The organism is Streptomyces sp. NPDC026394, from assembly GCF_055567735.1.
In genome coordinates, this window is sequence record NZ_JBVHPX010000008.1 from 190,963 (window position 1) to 204,358 (window position 13,396).

The 13,396-nt window shown below is 72.5% G+C and carries 15 protein-coding genes; 7 read left to right on the forward strand and 8 right to left on the reverse strand.

Translation table 11 applies throughout. The features are described 5' to 3' along the window. The first annotated feature begins 142 nt into the window (after window positions 1-142). A complete protein-coding gene (locus ACZ4QV_RS20825) occupies window positions 143-568 on the forward strand; it encodes an SRPBCC family protein (protein WP_361150550.1) in 426 nt (141 codons plus the stop codon). A gap of 74 nt (window positions 569-642) precedes the next feature. On the opposite strand, the gene ACZ4QV_RS20830 is transcribed toward ACZ4QV_RS20825, so the two are convergent. Both ACZ4QV_RS20830 and ACZ4QV_RS20835 read right to left on the reverse strand, forming a co-directional pair. Continuing rightward, the gene (locus ACZ4QV_RS20830) at window positions 643-1,059 is read right to left on the reverse strand and encodes an STAS domain-containing protein (protein ID WP_467763223.1); all 417 of its coding nucleotides are present in this window, start codon (window positions 1,057-1,059) and stop codon (window positions 643-645) included. Window positions 1,060-1,243: 184 nt separating this feature from the next. Continuing rightward, window positions 1,244-1,786 (reverse strand): MarR family winged helix-turn-helix transcriptional regulator, encoded by a 543-nt coding sequence (locus tag ACZ4QV_RS20835; RefSeq protein WP_031000248.1) that lies wholly within the window; start codon window positions 1,784-1,786, stop codon window positions 1,244-1,246. 81 nt (window positions 1,787-1,867) lie between these two features. On the opposite strand from ACZ4QV_RS20835, the gene ACZ4QV_RS20840 reads away from it, so the two are divergent. Continuing rightward, window positions 1,868-3,049 (forward strand): PP2C family protein-serine/threonine phosphatase, encoded by a 1,182-nt coding sequence (locus ACZ4QV_RS20840; RefSeq protein WP_361150547.1) that lies wholly within the window; start codon window positions 1,868-1,870, stop codon window positions 3,047-3,049. 121 nt (window positions 3,050-3,170) lie between these two features. Here ACZ4QV_RS20840 and ACZ4QV_RS20845 read toward each other — a convergent pair whose 3' ends face one another. Further along, window positions 3,171-3,407: a hypothetical protein gene (locus ACZ4QV_RS20845; RefSeq protein WP_361150545.1), complete on the reverse strand. Its 237-nt coding sequence runs from the start codon at window positions 3,405-3,407 to the stop codon at window positions 3,171-3,173. Window positions 3,408-3,769: 362 nt separating this feature from the next. On the opposite strand from ACZ4QV_RS20845, the gene ACZ4QV_RS20850 reads away from it, so the two are divergent. Then, the gene (locus tag ACZ4QV_RS20850; protein ID WP_361616537.1) at window positions 3,770-5,080 is read left to right on the forward strand and encodes a phytase; all 1,311 of its coding nucleotides are present in this window, start codon (window positions 3,770-3,772) and stop codon (window positions 5,078-5,080) included. A 94-nt stretch (window positions 5,081-5,174) separates the two neighbouring features. On the opposite strand, the gene ACZ4QV_RS20855 is transcribed toward ACZ4QV_RS20850, so the two are convergent. The 4 genes from ACZ4QV_RS20855 to ACZ4QV_RS20870 form a co-directional block, all read right to left on the reverse strand. Continuing rightward, complete coding sequence (locus tag ACZ4QV_RS20855; protein WP_361150540.1) at window positions 5,175-5,405, reverse strand: helix-turn-helix domain-containing protein; 231 nt, start codon at window positions 5,403-5,405, stop codon at window positions 5,175-5,177. Beyond that, complete coding sequence (locus ACZ4QV_RS20860) at window positions 5,405-5,902, reverse strand: DUF2975 domain-containing protein (protein ID WP_467763224.1); 498 nt, start codon at window positions 5,900-5,902, stop codon at window positions 5,405-5,407. The genes ACZ4QV_RS20855 and ACZ4QV_RS20860 overlap by 1 nt, the downstream gene beginning before the upstream one ends. 31 nt (window positions 5,903-5,933) lie before the next feature. Beyond that, window positions 5,934-6,626, reverse strand: a complete 693-nt coding sequence (locus tag ACZ4QV_RS20865; RefSeq protein ID WP_467763225.1) for a hypothetical protein — start codon at window positions 6,624-6,626, stop codon at window positions 5,934-5,936. 693 nt (window positions 6,627-7,319) lie between these two features. Next, window positions 7,320-8,036, reverse strand: a complete 717-nt coding sequence (locus ACZ4QV_RS20870; RefSeq protein ID WP_467763226.1) for a class I SAM-dependent methyltransferase — start codon at window positions 8,034-8,036, stop codon at window positions 7,320-7,322. Window positions 8,037-8,312: 276 nt separating this feature from the next. Between ACZ4QV_RS20870 and ACZ4QV_RS20875 the strand changes: the two genes are divergently transcribed. From ACZ4QV_RS20875 to ACZ4QV_RS20890, 4 genes are all read left to right on the forward strand, one after another. Then, window positions 8,313-9,662, forward strand: a complete 1,350-nt coding sequence (locus ACZ4QV_RS20875; protein WP_361150532.1) for an ABC transporter substrate-binding protein — start codon at window positions 8,313-8,315, stop codon at window positions 9,660-9,662. Then, a complete protein-coding gene (locus tag ACZ4QV_RS20880; RefSeq protein WP_467763227.1) occupies window positions 9,659-10,618 on the forward strand; it encodes a carbohydrate ABC transporter permease in 960 nt (319 codons plus the stop codon). The genes ACZ4QV_RS20875 and ACZ4QV_RS20880 overlap by 4 nt, the downstream gene beginning before the upstream one ends. A 21-nt stretch (window positions 10,619-10,639) precedes the next feature. After that, window positions 10,640-11,440, forward strand: coding sequence for a carbohydrate ABC transporter permease (locus ACZ4QV_RS20885; protein WP_361151076.1), 801 nt, complete (start codon window positions 10,640-10,642; stop codon window positions 11,438-11,440). A 142-nt stretch (window positions 11,441-11,582) separates the two neighbouring features. After that, window positions 11,583-12,377 carry an SDR family oxidoreductase gene (locus ACZ4QV_RS20890; protein ID WP_361588766.1) on the forward strand — a complete coding sequence of 265 codons (795 nt, stop codon included), beginning with the start codon at window positions 11,583-11,585 and terminating at the stop codon, window positions 12,375-12,377. A gap of 30 nt (window positions 12,378-12,407) precedes the next feature. Here ACZ4QV_RS20890 and ACZ4QV_RS20895 read toward each other — a convergent pair whose 3' ends face one another. Then, window positions 12,408-13,394, reverse strand: coding sequence for an alpha/beta fold hydrolase (locus tag ACZ4QV_RS20895; RefSeq protein WP_361588768.1), 987 nt, complete (start codon window positions 13,392-13,394; stop codon window positions 12,408-12,410). Window positions 13,395-13,396: the final 2 nt, after the last annotated feature.

Here is a 13,396-nt window from a genome sequence, read left to right on the forward strand (position 1 = left end):
GTACCAGGGCAATCTCGGACCGGCTCACGACAGGACCGGCCGGGAGCACCGGACACCCGCGGACACGGCCGTGCGCGGCCGTGGGGCGAGGTGTCCGCCCCTTCCGTACCTGACCGCTCATGAGATCAAGGAGGAATACGCCATGTCGTCCTCGCTGCTGGAGAGTGTGGACATCAAGGCTCCCGTCGCGGTGAGCTGGGCGCTGTGGTCGGACGTCACGCACTGGCCGAAGTTCCTGAGCCATGTGCGGCGGGTCGAGCGCCTGGACGCCACGCATTTCGTCTGGCAGCTCTCGCTGCCGGGCGCGGACAAGGATTTCGTGGCGGAACTCACAGAAGTGAAACCACAGGACCGCATCGCCTGGAAAACGACAGCGGGCGTCCATCACGCGGGCGTCGTCACCTTCCACCGGCTCAGTGACACCTCAAGCCGTGTCACGCTGCAAATAGAGTACTCACCGGAAGGTTTTGTGGAGCAACTGGGTGCCCTGACCAACCTGGATTCCACCCTCGCCAACTACGACCTCGGGGAATTCCGGAAACTCGCGGAGACCGCGGCGGCAGGCTGAACCGGGCGGGCCCGGCAGCCGCCCGGCGGCGCGTACGGCTCCGCTCCCCCGCGCCGGCCACGTCCCCGCGCCGGTTACGCCCCCGCGCCGGCCACGCCGTCGGCGGCCGCCGCCTCCCGCACCGTCTCGTACAGCGGCAGCACCCCGTCGAGACCGGTCAGCTCGAAGAGGCGGCGCAGTCCGGGCGACGGGGCGGCCAGGCGCAGCCGGGTGCCCAGGGCGGCGTGCTGCTGCAACAGCACGTTGACGGTCGTGGAGTCCGCGAAGTCCACCTGGGACAGGTCGACGACGACCGGACGCGGATCGCCTCCGGCCGGCCCGGCCCCGTCCGCGTCGACGCCCGCCGCGCGGAGGGCGTCTTCCAGTGGTGCCACGGTGTCGATGTCGAGCGGCCCGGTGACGGTGACGACCACCGCGTCCCCGGCACGGTGGCCCTCCCGCACCACGACCTGTGTCGGCCGGTCTGGGCTGGACTGTGACTGCACGGTCATCCTCGGCGGTTACGGGATCGGTGGCCGGATCCGGACTGCTGTCCGGCCGGATCGGATGATCAACAATAGAAGGGATTGTTGCCGTTTGACAATATTCCAGAAAGGCAACAATCTTGTCCCCGTCACTGAGCAACACGGCTCTGCCCGGAGTGACTTCGGATCGAGAAGCGGGGCCTGAATGACTTCACGCGGTGTCCGCGCTGTCCGCGCCGAACGTGCGGCGCCCGGTGACCGGGCGGCCGTCCTTGGCGTCCTTCGCCTCCTTGGCCGTACGGTGCAGGGCCGCCGCCCTGCGGAACGCGGCCAGTCCCGACGCCAGATCGGCGACCTGCGCCGGATCCATCCGCGCCACGATGGCCGCGACCTCGCCGGTACGCGCCGCCCGGTACTCCTCCAGGAAGGCCCGCCCGCGCAGACTCAGCCGCAGCTCCACCTCCCGCCGGCTCGTCGCGCTCTGACATCGCTCGGCCAGCCCCATGGCCTCCAGGCGGTCACAGAGGCGACTCACCGCGGGCGGCCGCGAGCCAAGTTCGTCGGCGAGGGCCCGCAGGTTAGTACCCTCGTGTTCCTCGATCACCAGCAGCGCCCGCAACTGGGACGGCGAGACCTGCGCCGAGCGTGCCGTCTCCTGACCGCGGCCCCACAGGACCTCCAGCAACTCGGAGGCGGCAAGGGTGGCCTCGGTCACCTGCTCGCGTGGGTACGACTGACCGGGGAAACGGGACACACGACCACTCTGTCACCCTCCGGCCGCCCGCGTCAGCCCGGCCATGTCGGAATCCACCGAAATAAGAATGTTTGAGAGACCGTGACCCTGAGCTGTGATGTCGAAAGAGCGGTTCGCGCGGCGGCGCCGCACGCCTTGGTGGACGCGCTGCGCGCAGCGCTCGCCGCGGCCTACGGAGCCACGGCCGTGCATCTGTTCCTCGCGGACTACGGCGGTACGGTGCTCAGGCCGTTCTCCTCGCTCGGCGAGGACCCCACAGCCGCGCTGTCCATCTCCAACACACCGGAGGGGCGCGCCTTCGGCAGCCAGGAACGGCACGAACGGCAGGCCGGACCGGACGGCGCCGTCGACCACCACCTGCCGGTGACGGTCCGCGGCGAACGCCTCGGCATCCTGACCGTCCGGCTGCCCGGCGACCGCAACCTGCCCGGGGCCGCCGACGACCTGGCCCACGCGGCGGATCTGCTCGGCCACGAGATCTTCGTCGCCGAGCGCGACACCGACGTCTACCAGCGGGCCCGCCGTACGACCCGGCTCACCCTGGCCGCCGAGATGCAGTGGCAGCTACTGCCCGCGCGCGCCTGCGTGGCCGAGGAGTACGCCATCGGCGCCCAACTGGAGCCGGCCTACGCGATCCACGGCGACAACTACGACTGGGCCGCCGACGCGGACGAGCTGACGCTCGCCGTCACCAACGGCATGGGCACCGGCATCGAAGCGTCCCTGCTCTCCCACCTCGCGGTGAACGCGCTGCGCAACGCCCGCCGCGCGGGCATCGGCATCGCGGACCAGGCGGCCCTCGCCGACCAGGCCCTCTACGGGCAGTACCGCGGCTCCGCCTACGTCTCGACGCTGCTGCTCCGCTTCCGGCTCGCGACCGGCCGGGTGGAGGTCGTGGACGCCGGTTCGCCGCAGCTTTGGCGGCGCCGGGGCCGGACCATCGACCGCGTCCCCCTCGAACCGCAGCTTCCGCTCGGTATGTTCGAGGAGACGCAGTACGTGGCCCAGGAGTTCCAGGTGCTCCCCGGCGACCGGCTCCTCTTCGTCAGCGACGGCGTGTACGCGGCGGTCTCGCCGCCCGGCGAGGAGTACGGCGAGCACGCCCTCGCCCGCGCGATCCACGCCACCAGCCTGCTCCCCGCGGCCAGCGTCCCCCGGGCCGTCCTGCGCGACCTGGCCGAACACCGCGACGCCGAGTCGATGGACGACGCGCTGGTGCTCTGCCTCGACTGGTTCGGCAAGGCGGGGCACCGGGGCCGGTGAGACGGGGCCGGTTCCCGAGGGCCGGTTTCCCGGCGGCGCACCGGGCCGCGCCGCACGCGGCGCGCGGCCCGGTGCCGCGGACCACCGGGGCGGGCCCGGGGCCCTGCTCCCCGAACCGGCCCTACTTCTTGATCCAGCCCTTCTTCACCAGGGCGTCACACGTGGCCACCGGGTCCTTCTTCCCCTTGTACTGCTTCTTCACTTCCTTGAGGCAGTCGGCGTACGGGAACGGAGGACCGCTCTTCTGCGCCTGGGGGTGCACCGTCGCGGCCGCCTCGACGGCCGCCCCGGTGAACAGCACACCGCCCGTCGCAACCGCCGCGGCCAGAACCAAGCTGATCCGTCGCATGGTCGTCATCCCTCCTCGGGTCTCCTCGCGCCGGGACCCAGCGCCCCGGACGCGCGTGAGCCTTCCGGCAGCTCGTCGGTGACCAGCGCGCGAAAGGACTCGCCCCCGCCAACGAGCCGGCCCGCCGCGGGAAACGCCGTCCGGCCCGTGGTCGCACCGTTTGCCACGGACACGGAGTCCGTACGGGTGCACTTGCGGATGCGCCACGCGCTCGGACGCACCGCGGCCTGCGGTGGGCCCTGCGCAGCGGTGCGGCTCCGGCCGTTCACGTCCCGGAGGGACGACGGACACATTACCCACTGGTAATTGGTCACCCACGGGCTCCAGACTCCCCGTGCTTCCCCGTCCTCCCGACACCAAGGAGCTTCCACGTGGCCACCTCCCGCAGCGCCCGAACGGCAAGGCTCGCGCTCGCCACGGCACTTGCGGCGCTCGCCGTCACGGCCGTGCCCTCCCCCGCCGGGGCCGCCGCGTCCGCCGCGCTGCCCGCCGTCACCCCGCGGGCCGAGACCGTGTCCCTGCACGACGACGCGGCCGGGGGCAACGCCGACGCGGACGACCCGGCGATCTGGCGCAACTCGGCCGACCCGGGCCGCAGTCTGGTGATCGCCACGGCGAAACAGGGCGGCCTGCGGGTCTACGACCTCGACGCGCGCCAGGTGCAGTCCCTGCCCGCGCCCGCCGCCCCCGGCCCGGGCCACGCGCCGGGCCGCTTCAACAACGTCGACCTGATATCCGGCCTGCGGCTGTCCACGGGCCGCGCCGACCTCGCGGTGACCAGCGACCGCGGCAGCGACCGGCTGCGCTTCTACCGGATCGACCGCGACCGGGCCGGCGGCCCGCTCACCGACGTGACGGACCCCGCGGCCCCGCCCGTCTTCTCCACCTCGCAGCAGGAGATCGACGGGCAGCGGACCGCGTACGGCCTCGCCACCTGGACCGACAGGGCCAGCGGCCGCTCGTACGCGCTGGTCAGCTGCCGCGAGCGGACGACCGTCGCGCTGGTGGAACTCGTCCCCGGCTCCGGCGGCACGGTCGGCTACCGCAAGGTCCGCACCCTGGACCTGCCCGCCGCCTTCCGCCTCCCGAACGGGAAGTCGTGGTCCCCCTGCGCCGAGCCCGGTGAACTGCCGCAGGTCGAGGGCATGGTGGTCGATCCGGACAACGGCACGCTGTACGCGGGCCAGGAGGACGTCGGCATCTGGCGGCTGCGCGCCGACCTGACCGGCACGCCGGAGCTCGTCGACAAGGTCCGCGAGTACGGTGTCCCGGCCACGTACGACGAGGCGACCGAGGAGTGCGTCGCGGGCGCCGACCCGGGCTACGGCGGCAAGCGGCTGACGGCCGACGTGGAGGGCCTGACGCTGGTCACCCAGTCCGGCGGCGACGGCTACCTGCTGGCGTCCAGTCAGGGCGACAACACCTTCGTGGCCTACGACCGCGAGCTGTCCGACCACAACGAGTACGAGGGCGGCTTCCGCGTCACCGCGGCCTCGGCGGCCCTCGACGGCTCGGAGGAGTGCGACGGCGCCGCCGCACTGGCGGCGCCGCTCGGCGCGAAGTACCCGAAGGGCCTGCTCGTCGTCCAGGACGGCCACGACACTCCCGGGGACGCCGAACGCCCCTCGACCGGCTTCAAGTTCGTCGACCTCCGGGATGTCCTGAAGGCCGTGGACGACTGACCCGTGACCGGGCGGGGCGACGGCCTCCGGGGCGGGCCCCGGACCGGGCTCCGGCAACGGCCTTCACCCCCGGCGGACACAGCGGCCCCCGCCGTCAGCCCCGCTCGTCCGCCGCCTCCTCGTCCGGCACCCACCGCAGTACGTCGCCGGGCTGACAGCCCAGGGTGCGGCAGATCGCGTCCAGCGTCGTGAACCGTACGGCCTTGGCGCGGCCGTTCTTCAGTACGGCGATGTTGGCGGGTGTGATGCCCACGGCGTCGGCGAATTCGCCGACGGACAGGTTGCGCCGGGCGAGCTGGCCGTCGAGTTCGACGATGATCGCCATCAGACCACCTCGGCCATCTCGCTCTGCAGATCGGTCGCCTTGCGCAGCAGGCTCCGCATGACGACGACGAGCATGGCGAACGCCGCTCCCACGCCGACGGCCACGGTCGCGGCGGCCAGGGCGCCGACGACGTCCATGCCGTCGTCGGGCGCGGGGATCTCGGCCAGGCCGAGGTGCACGGTGACGCCCGCCGCCAGCAGCGTCGCCACGACCGCGGCGCCGATGATGGTGTCGACCCAACGGAAGGCACGCGTCGTGAAGATGGCGTCGCGTTCGACCATGGTCAGCAGCATCCAGACGGCGACGAGCGCGACCTGCACACAGGCGACCCCGGCGATCGCCACCATCACGTAGGGCGTGGCGAACGCGGCGTACGGCGGGAAACGGTCGACCTCCTCGGCTGCCGTCGTCGGAATGACCACGGCCTGCCCGAAGAGGCCGAACAGGATGGCGGCGGCGATGCCCGCACGGAGTATGGCGATGAAGTAACGGTGCATCTATCGATTATCGATGGGCGCCTATCGAAAATCAATCGATGGCGCCATCGTCCAGGAGGACGGTCGGTGGTTGCTTCCCGTCCCGGGCCGCGGCCCGCAGACTCTCGGCGATACGGGAGTAGAAGACACTCGCCAGAGCCCAAGTGCCGTCCAGATGACTGGCGTCACGGGTACGGCGCAGGGCGATCAGCGCGCCGAGGACGGAGCGGCCGGACAGCATGGCCCGTACCCGCCCGTCGCCCTCGTCCGTCAGCTCGTACGCGGAGCGGAAGTGCTCCTCGTCGGCGGCGCGGGCGGCGAGGAACTCCCACGCCTCCCGATGGCAGATCAGGGCGAGCGGCCCGGTCTGAGCCGCCTTCAGGAGCAGCACGCCGTGATCGACGTCCTCCTGCGTCTCATGGCGGCCGGGGGCGGTGTCGGCCGCGTCGACGAAGACGCCCTCCTCGTCCGCGACCGCGCCCGCGTCCGATTCCTCATCGCCCTCGTCATCGTCGTCGTCCGCGAGGGGAGGGAAGGGGGGCTCCTGCCCGGTGTCGGCCAGGTCCGGGTCGGCCCACTCGGTCTCCGTCACCTCGGCCGGCTCCGTGGTCTCGGTGATCAACTGCCGTACGTCGGCGACTTCCCGGCGCAGCAGCGCCACCTCGCTCCGGACGTCGTCCAGACGCCGGCTCAGCCCCGCGACCTCATGGGAGAGCGCCTTGCGCGCCATGAGCAGAGCCGTCATGAAATCCTTGTTGCGCCCCACCGGCACCCCCCTACAGCACGTGTTCAGACGGTGTAGGCCGGAAGTCTGCCCGGCTGGGCCGAGCATCGACGCATCCCGGACGCAGCCGGTACGCGCCCGCCGCACACCCGGCCGAAAAGGCACTCTCGCGGCGTCAACTACGCGCCATGTGACTGCGCTTATGAGCGATCGGCGCACACGCGGACGAGATCGCGGGGCGTTCGGAACGGCTGACCCCCGAGCGGGAAGGGGACCCGACGGGGGTCAGCCGGACGGCGGCACTCAGGCGTCGTCGCGCAGAGCGATCCTCGAAATCACCGTCCACAGCGCCTTAACGGCGACTGCGACGGCGAATCGTGAGGCCAGCTCCTTGGTCCACGACCTCTTCTCCTTCGCGGCCATCTTGCACCTTCCTTCACTCCAGACGTCGCAGTGAAGCGGACGTGCCTCCACTGCCAGGGCGAGAAAGGGAGCTCGCCCTGCCCGGCGAAGGGACGCCGGGCCCCGCAACGCCCCCTTGCGCCGCGGGGCCCGGCTTCCCTTTATGCGCCTGGAGTGACTAGGTGCATGGCTGCATCCTAGCCGCGTGGAGAGGCGATCCGGCCCGCCGGTAGGGGAGTTCGTGGTGGGCGCGGTGGTCGTTCACGTGTCAGGGCGCGGGCGCTCGGCCGGATGCCGGGCCGGTGGGAGCGTTCAGCGGCCGAGGACCATCCACTGGGCCGGCAGGTCGATCCGTACGCCGTCCGCGCGGTGTTCGGTCATCACCAGGTCGATCTCGCCGCGGTCCAGCACCGGCAGGCCCAGGGCGTGGAAGAAACCGGGGACGGCGTCGTCGTCCGCGGCGGCGGGGGTCAGGCCGTGCGCGAAGACGTCGGGCAGCTTGGGGGGCGGGCCGTCCGCACCCTGGGCCGCGTGGGACAGGACGTCCTTGGCACCGGCCAGCGGTTCGACGACGAAGGCGCGTCCGCGGTCGCCGATCAGGGTGGCGACCGCGGCGGCGATCGCGGGGCGGGCGTCGGGTTCGCTCTGGTGGATCACCGCGCGCAGGTAGACGTTGGCGTCGCCGAGGCGCTGGTGCAGCCGCCGGACGGGGTCCTGGTCGGTGGCGTCCAACTGCTCGAATCGGGCGATGCCGCCGGTGTCGGCCCGCCGCGCGTGGGCGACTGCGGCCTCGGCGAGGTCCACGCCGACGGCCAGCGGGAAGTGCCGGGCCAGGTAGCGGGTCTGGGTACCGGTGCCGCAGCCCAGGTCGACGACGGGCAGTGTGGCGTCGGCGAAGGGGGCGAACAGCGGCAGGTGGTGGCCGGCGGCCAGTTCGGCGGCGCAGTCGAAGATGGCGGCGCCCGGCGCGTCCGACGTGTCGCGCCAGTAGCTCTCCCACGCTTCGCGGTACCGCTCCGACACGTCCATGCGTCCTCCCGGGTCCGCTGCGTTCCTGCCTCCGGCGCTCCGGTACGGCCGGCACCGCGCTTCCGTGCTTGCCCTGCCCCACCGTACGTCCCTGGGGTCTTCGGTGCTGTGCTGTCGTCTCCTCCCGCGCCGGGGCCGTGTGCGCCGCTTTCCCCCGCCGTGCCGTCGCCCATTGACTCCTCGCGCCCGCGTGACGACACTCCACCCGCGGATGTCGACGCCGACCGGTGTCGTCCCTGCCGAGGGGCGCGTGTCGGCCTGAGGAGGCGGGCAGCCGTGTCGACCTGGGGTCACACGCGGCATGGAGCGCAAGGGCCGGACCGGCCGACGGGGACGTACGGGCCACGGGCGTCCGGCGGCGGGATCGGGCGGCGCGCGCTGCTTCTCGGGGCGGCGGCCGGTGCGGCGGTCACCGCCTGCGGGGGCCCTGCGGGGCTGCCGCGCGGCCAGGTGGCGGTGCACGGCGACAGCGCGGTGTGGCTGAAGCCGATGGCCGCCGCCGGGCGCCGGATGAAGCAGGTGGCGGGCGTCGAGCTGGTGCCGGAGGCCATTCCGTCGCTGGAGTCGTTCGAGCAGGTCGTCACGTCGTCGCTGCGGACGGACCAGGCGCCCGACCTGCTCAAGTACTGGTCCGGGTACCGGCTGCGGGATCTGGCCCGTACGGGTGGCATCGTCGATCTGACCGCCCACTGGGACAGCGCGGTCGCGCGGGGCTGGGTGGACCCCTCGCTCCGCGGCGCCTTCACCCACCGGCGCCGGGTCTACGGCCTGCCGATGAACCTCGCCTACTGGGTCCTCTACTACAACACCGAGGTCTTCCGGGACCTCGGGCTCGCCGCGCCCACGACCTGGGACGGTTTCCTCGCCGCGTGCGCGCGGCTCGGACGGGCCGGCGTGACGCCCCTGCACGTCACCACGGACCAGCGCTGGCCTGCGTTCATCTGGTTCATGGAGGTGCTCAGCCGGCAGGATCCGCGGTACTACGAGGACGTGCTGAACGGGCGGGCGCGGTACACCGACCCGCGTGCCGAGCGGGCCCTGCGGACCATCGCGTCCTTCTTCGAGCGCGGCTGGTGCTCGCCCCTGGACACCAGCCACAACGACGCGGCCGCCGACGTCGTACGCGGCAGGCTGGGCATGATGCCGGGCGGCACCTTCTTCGGCCCGGTCTTCGCCGCGGCGGGCGGGCGGCCCGGCCGGGGCATCGGCGCCTTCGTCCTGCCGATGGCCGATCCGGGGGCCCGCCGCTGTGTGATCTTCGAGTCGGCCGCCCTCGTCCGTACGGTCAGCGGGCCGGACCGTACGGAGGCCCACCGGGCGACGGCGTACTGGCTGCACCCCGAGGTCATGCGGGCCTTCGCCCACACGCTCAAGGACGGCTGTCCCAACCCGCGCGTCGCGCCCGCCGATCCGCTGATCGCGGACATCGGGCGTACGGTGCGCCACGGGCGGCTGCGGAAGCTGAACCGGTTCTGGGAGCAGGGCCCGCCGGAGCTGGTGGAGGCGGTCGTCGACGATCTGGCCGGGTTCCTGCTCGATCCGTCCTCGTACCGGACGGTGCTGCGGACCGTGCAGGAGCGGGCGGACGAGGCGTGGCGGGTGTGGCGGGAGGACGAGCGCGCATGAGCCGGGGTCGTGCGGCGGTCGCGCCGCGACGGGTGCCACGTCGGCTTCCGCGCCGTAGGCCCGGCCGGGCGGGTGCCGTGGCGGTCCGGTGCGGCGGGCCGCCACCGGGGATTCCGTGGGTCCTGCCGGCTGCCGCGCTCGTCGGTGTGCTGCTGGTGTATCCGTTCGCCCGCAGCGTCTACGGCAGCTTCTTCGAGGACAACGGATTCACCCGGAGCTTCACCGGACTCGCCAACTACGTACGGCTGGCGGACGACCCGATCTTCGGCAGAGCGCTGGTCAACACCCTGCTGTGGGTGGCCGGAACGCTGCTGCTGCCCGTTCTGGCGGGACTGCTGATCGCGGTCGCCACCCACCGGATGCGGTTCGGCGGCGCGGCCCGGCTGGTGATCGTGCTGCCGTTCGTGGTCTCCGGACCCGCCACCGCGGTCCTGTGGAGCTTCCTGCTGACCTCGGACGGCGCCGTCAACCAGGTGCTGCGCGGCCTCGGCCTGGACGGGCTGGCCAGGCCGTGGCTGCTGGAGTGGCCGTACAACACCCTGTCGATGATCGTCGCCGCGACCTGGCAGGCCGCCGGACTCGACGTGGTGCTGTTCTCGCTGGGGCTGCGGGCCGTGCCCCGGGAGATCGTGGAGGCCGCCGAGCTGGACGGCGCCCGCGGGTGGCGGATGTTCCGGCACATCACTCTCCCCCAGCTACGGGCCGTGACGGTCGTGGCGGTCGGCATGGCGATCGTCAACGGGCTGAAGGCGTTCGACCTGGTCTACATCCTGACCAAGGGCGGTCCCTCCCGGTCCTCCGAGACCCTGGCGCTGACCATGTACCGCGAGGCGTTCCGGCTCTTCCACGTCGGGTACGGCTCCGCGATCGCCGTGGTGCTCTCGGTGGTCGTGGTGGCCGCCTCGTGGGCGTATCTGCGGCGCCGGATGCCGGACGTACCCGGCGGGAGGCGGTGAACCACCGTGGCGGTACGGGCGATGCGGGTGGGGTTCGTCGTCGGGTGTGTCGTGCTCTGGACGGTTCCGCTCTGGCTGCTGGTGGTCAACCTCGCGACTCCGGCCGGGCGTTACGCGGGACGGCCGGAGTGGACGCCGCAGGGCTTCGCCGTGCTGGAGAACCTGGGGACCGCATGGAGCACGGCGGGGATCGGGGACAGCTTCGCCACCTCGCTGCTGTACGCGACGGTGTGCGGCGCGGCCGCGGTGCTGGTCGCGGCCATGGCCGCGTTCGCCGTCGTGATCCTGCCCGTACCGGTGCCGGCGTTCTGGTTCTGGCTGGTCTACTCCGGGACGCTCTTCCCGCTCCAGATGTTCCTCGCGCCGCTCTTCGGGCTCTACGCCGACACCGGCCTGTACGACACCCGGCTGGGGCTGCTGCTCGTGTACGCGGCCTGGGCCGTGCCCTTCGCGTTCTTCCTCGTCCGCAACCAACTGGCCGCCATGCCTCCTGAGGTGACCGAGTCGGCCATGCTGGACGGCGCGTCCCACCGGCGGATCTTCTGGCGCATCCATGTCCCGCTGGTGCGGCCCGCGTTGGGTGCCGCCTTCCTCTTCCAGTTCACCGCCGTGTGGAACGACCTGCTCCTCGGCATCACGCTCAGCCGCAGCCGGGGTGTCCAGCCCGTGATGGCGACCCTGACCACGCTCAACGACGTCTACAGCGCCGCGGGGCCGCCCGTCGCGCTGGCCGGTGCGCTCGTCGTGTCGCTGCCCACGTTGCTGCTGTTCGTGATGTTCCGGCGTCTGTTCCTGCGCGGCGTCGCCGCGACCGCGGGCTGAGGGGCCGTACCGGGACCGGCGCCGAGGGTGGGCACGGGGCACCCGGGCACGGTCCGTCCTGGTGGCGGTGTACGCCGTGGACCAGCCTCGGAGAGCAGGCAATCGAGCCCCGGAACAGCAGCTTCGAGAGGCAGTACACGACATGAACGCGAACACCTCCGTGCCCACGCGCACCGGCCCGGCTCCCGGCGCCGGCACCCGAGGGGGCGCGGACGGCAAGGCCGTCCTGATCACCGGCGCGAGCAGCGGCATCGGCGCGGCCACCGCGCGACGGCTGGCCGCCGACGGGCACCGCGTCTTCCTCGGCGCCCGCCGCACCGACCGGCTGGCGGAGCTGGCCGGCCGGATCGGCGACGCGGGCGGCTCGGCGGCGTACCGGCGTCTGGACGTCACCGACGCCGCCGACGTGCGGTCCTTCGTCGACGCGACGCACGCCACGTACGGACGGGTGGACGTCCTGGTCAGCAACGCCGGTGTGATGCCGCTGTCGCCCCTGGAGGCGCTGCGGACCGAGGAGTGGGACCGGATGCTCGACGTGAACGTCCGCGGCGTGCTGCACGGGATCGCCGCCGCCCTGCCCGTGATGCGGGCGCAGGGCGGCGGGCACTTCGTGAACATCGCCTCGGTCGGCGCGTACGAGGTGTCGCCGACCGCCGCGGTCTACTGCGCCACGAAGTTCGCGGTGCGCGCCCTGTCCGAGGGGCTGCGCCAGGAATCCGGGGGAGACATCCGCGTCACCGTCGTCTCCCCCGGCGTCACCGAGTCCGAACTCGCGGACGGCATCGGCGATCCCCTGGCCCGGCAGGCGATGCGGGCCTACCGCGCGGTGGCACTGCCGGCCGCCGCGGTGGCGGACGCCATCGCCTTCGCGGTCGGCCGGCCCGCGGACGTCGACGTGAACGAACTGGTCGTACGGCCGACGGCGAGCGCCCGGTGACGTTCCGGCGGCGCGGGCACCGCCGGAACGTCAGGCCAGTGAGCGGAGCCACTCGACGAGGATCCGGTTGACCTCCTCGGGTCGCTCCTGCTGGATCCAGTGCCCGCAGTTCTTCAGCAGGTGGTTGGCCGACAGGCCGGGGAGCGTGCTCGGGAACGCCTCGATGGCGTCGGCCAGCCAGGTCGTGGAAGCGTCGCGGTCGCCGCCGATGTACAGCGAGGGCTGGGTGATCGGCGCGCCGTCCCAGGCGGCGAGGTCCTCCCAGTCCCGGTCGGCGTTGCGGTAGCGGTTGAGCCCGCCGGTGAGGCCCGTACGCTCGAACTCCTCCACCATCGCGTCGAATTCGTCCTCACTGAGCCAGGCCGGGCGGACACCGCGGACGAACCGGTCGGACATCTTCTTGCCCGGCGGGACGAAGAAGCAGCTCGGGACGGCTCCGGGGCCCATGGTGTCGGCGGACAGGCTGGCGTAGCAGCCCGCCAGCCAGCCGCGTACGTCGGGCTCGATCTCCGCTTCCGCGCGGCCCGGCTTCTGGAAGTAGCTGACGTAGACCTCTTCGTCGCCGCCCATCATGGCGAAGACGTCCGACGGCCGGACGCCGTTGCGGGGCGCGTAGGGCACGCCGAGGAGTCCGACGGCGGTGAACGTTTCGGGCTCGGTCAGTGCGGTGTTCGCGGCGATGGTGGCGCCCCAGTCGTGGCCGACGACGGTCGCGGTCCGCTCCCCCAGGGCGTGCACGACCGCGACGTTGTCGGCGACGTGCGCCGTCATCCGGTACGCCGCGACATCGGCGGGCTTCGAGGAGCGCCCGTAACCGCGCACGTCGACGGCGACCGCGCGGAAGCCCGCAGCGGCCAGCGCCGGGAGCTGGTGGCACCAGGAGCGGCAGGTCTCGGGGAAGCCGTGGAGCAGCAGCACCAGGGGGCCGGTGCCCTGCTCGACCGCATGGATGCGCCCGCCGGGGACTTCCACCGTCCGGTGCTGGACAGGGGGCAGTGTGTCGGTGCGCTGGTGCATCA

Excerpts from the sequence above, each read along its gene's own strand:
- ACZ4QV_RS20825 (WP_361150550.1), top strand. The coding sequence starts at position 143 with ATGTCGTCCTCGCTGCTGGAGAGTGTGGACATCAAGGCTCCCGTCGCG.
- ACZ4QV_RS20830 (WP_467763223.1), bottom strand. The coding sequence starts at position 1,059 with ATGACCGTGCAGTCACAGTCCAGCCCAGACCGGCCGACACAGGTCGTG.
- ACZ4QV_RS20845 (WP_361150545.1), bottom strand. The coding sequence starts at position 3,407 with ATGACGACCATGCGACGGATCAGCTTGGTTCTGGCCGCGGCGGTTGCG.
- ACZ4QV_RS20855 (WP_361150540.1), bottom strand. The coding sequence starts at position 5,405 with ATGGCGATCATCGTCGAACTCGACGGCCAGCTCGCCCGGCGCAACCTG.
- ACZ4QV_RS20860 (WP_467763224.1), bottom strand. The coding sequence starts at position 5,902 with ATGCACCGTTACTTCATCGCCATACTCCGTGCGGGCATCGCCGCCGCC.
- ACZ4QV_RS20865 (WP_467763225.1), bottom strand. The coding sequence starts at position 6,626 with ATGACGGCTCTGCTCATGGCGCGCAAGGCGCTCTCCCATGAGGTCGCG.
- ACZ4QV_RS20870 (WP_467763226.1), bottom strand. The coding sequence starts at position 8,036 with ATGGACGTGTCGGAGCGGTACCGCGAAGCGTGGGAGAGCTACTGGCGC.
- ACZ4QV_RS20880 (WP_467763227.1), top strand. The coding sequence starts at position 9,659 with ATGAGCCGGGGTCGTGCGGCGGTCGCGCCGCGACGGGTGCCACGTCGG.
- ACZ4QV_RS20885 (WP_361151076.1), top strand. The coding sequence starts at position 10,640 with ATGCGGGTGGGGTTCGTCGTCGGGTGTGTCGTGCTCTGGACGGTTCCG.
- ACZ4QV_RS20890 (WP_361588766.1), top strand. The coding sequence starts at position 11,583 with ATGAACGCGAACACCTCCGTGCCCACGCGCACCGGCCCGGCTCCCGGC.
- ACZ4QV_RS20895 (WP_361588768.1), bottom strand. The coding sequence starts at position 13,394 with ATGCACCAGCGCACCGACACACTGCCCCCTGTCCAGCACCGGACGGTG.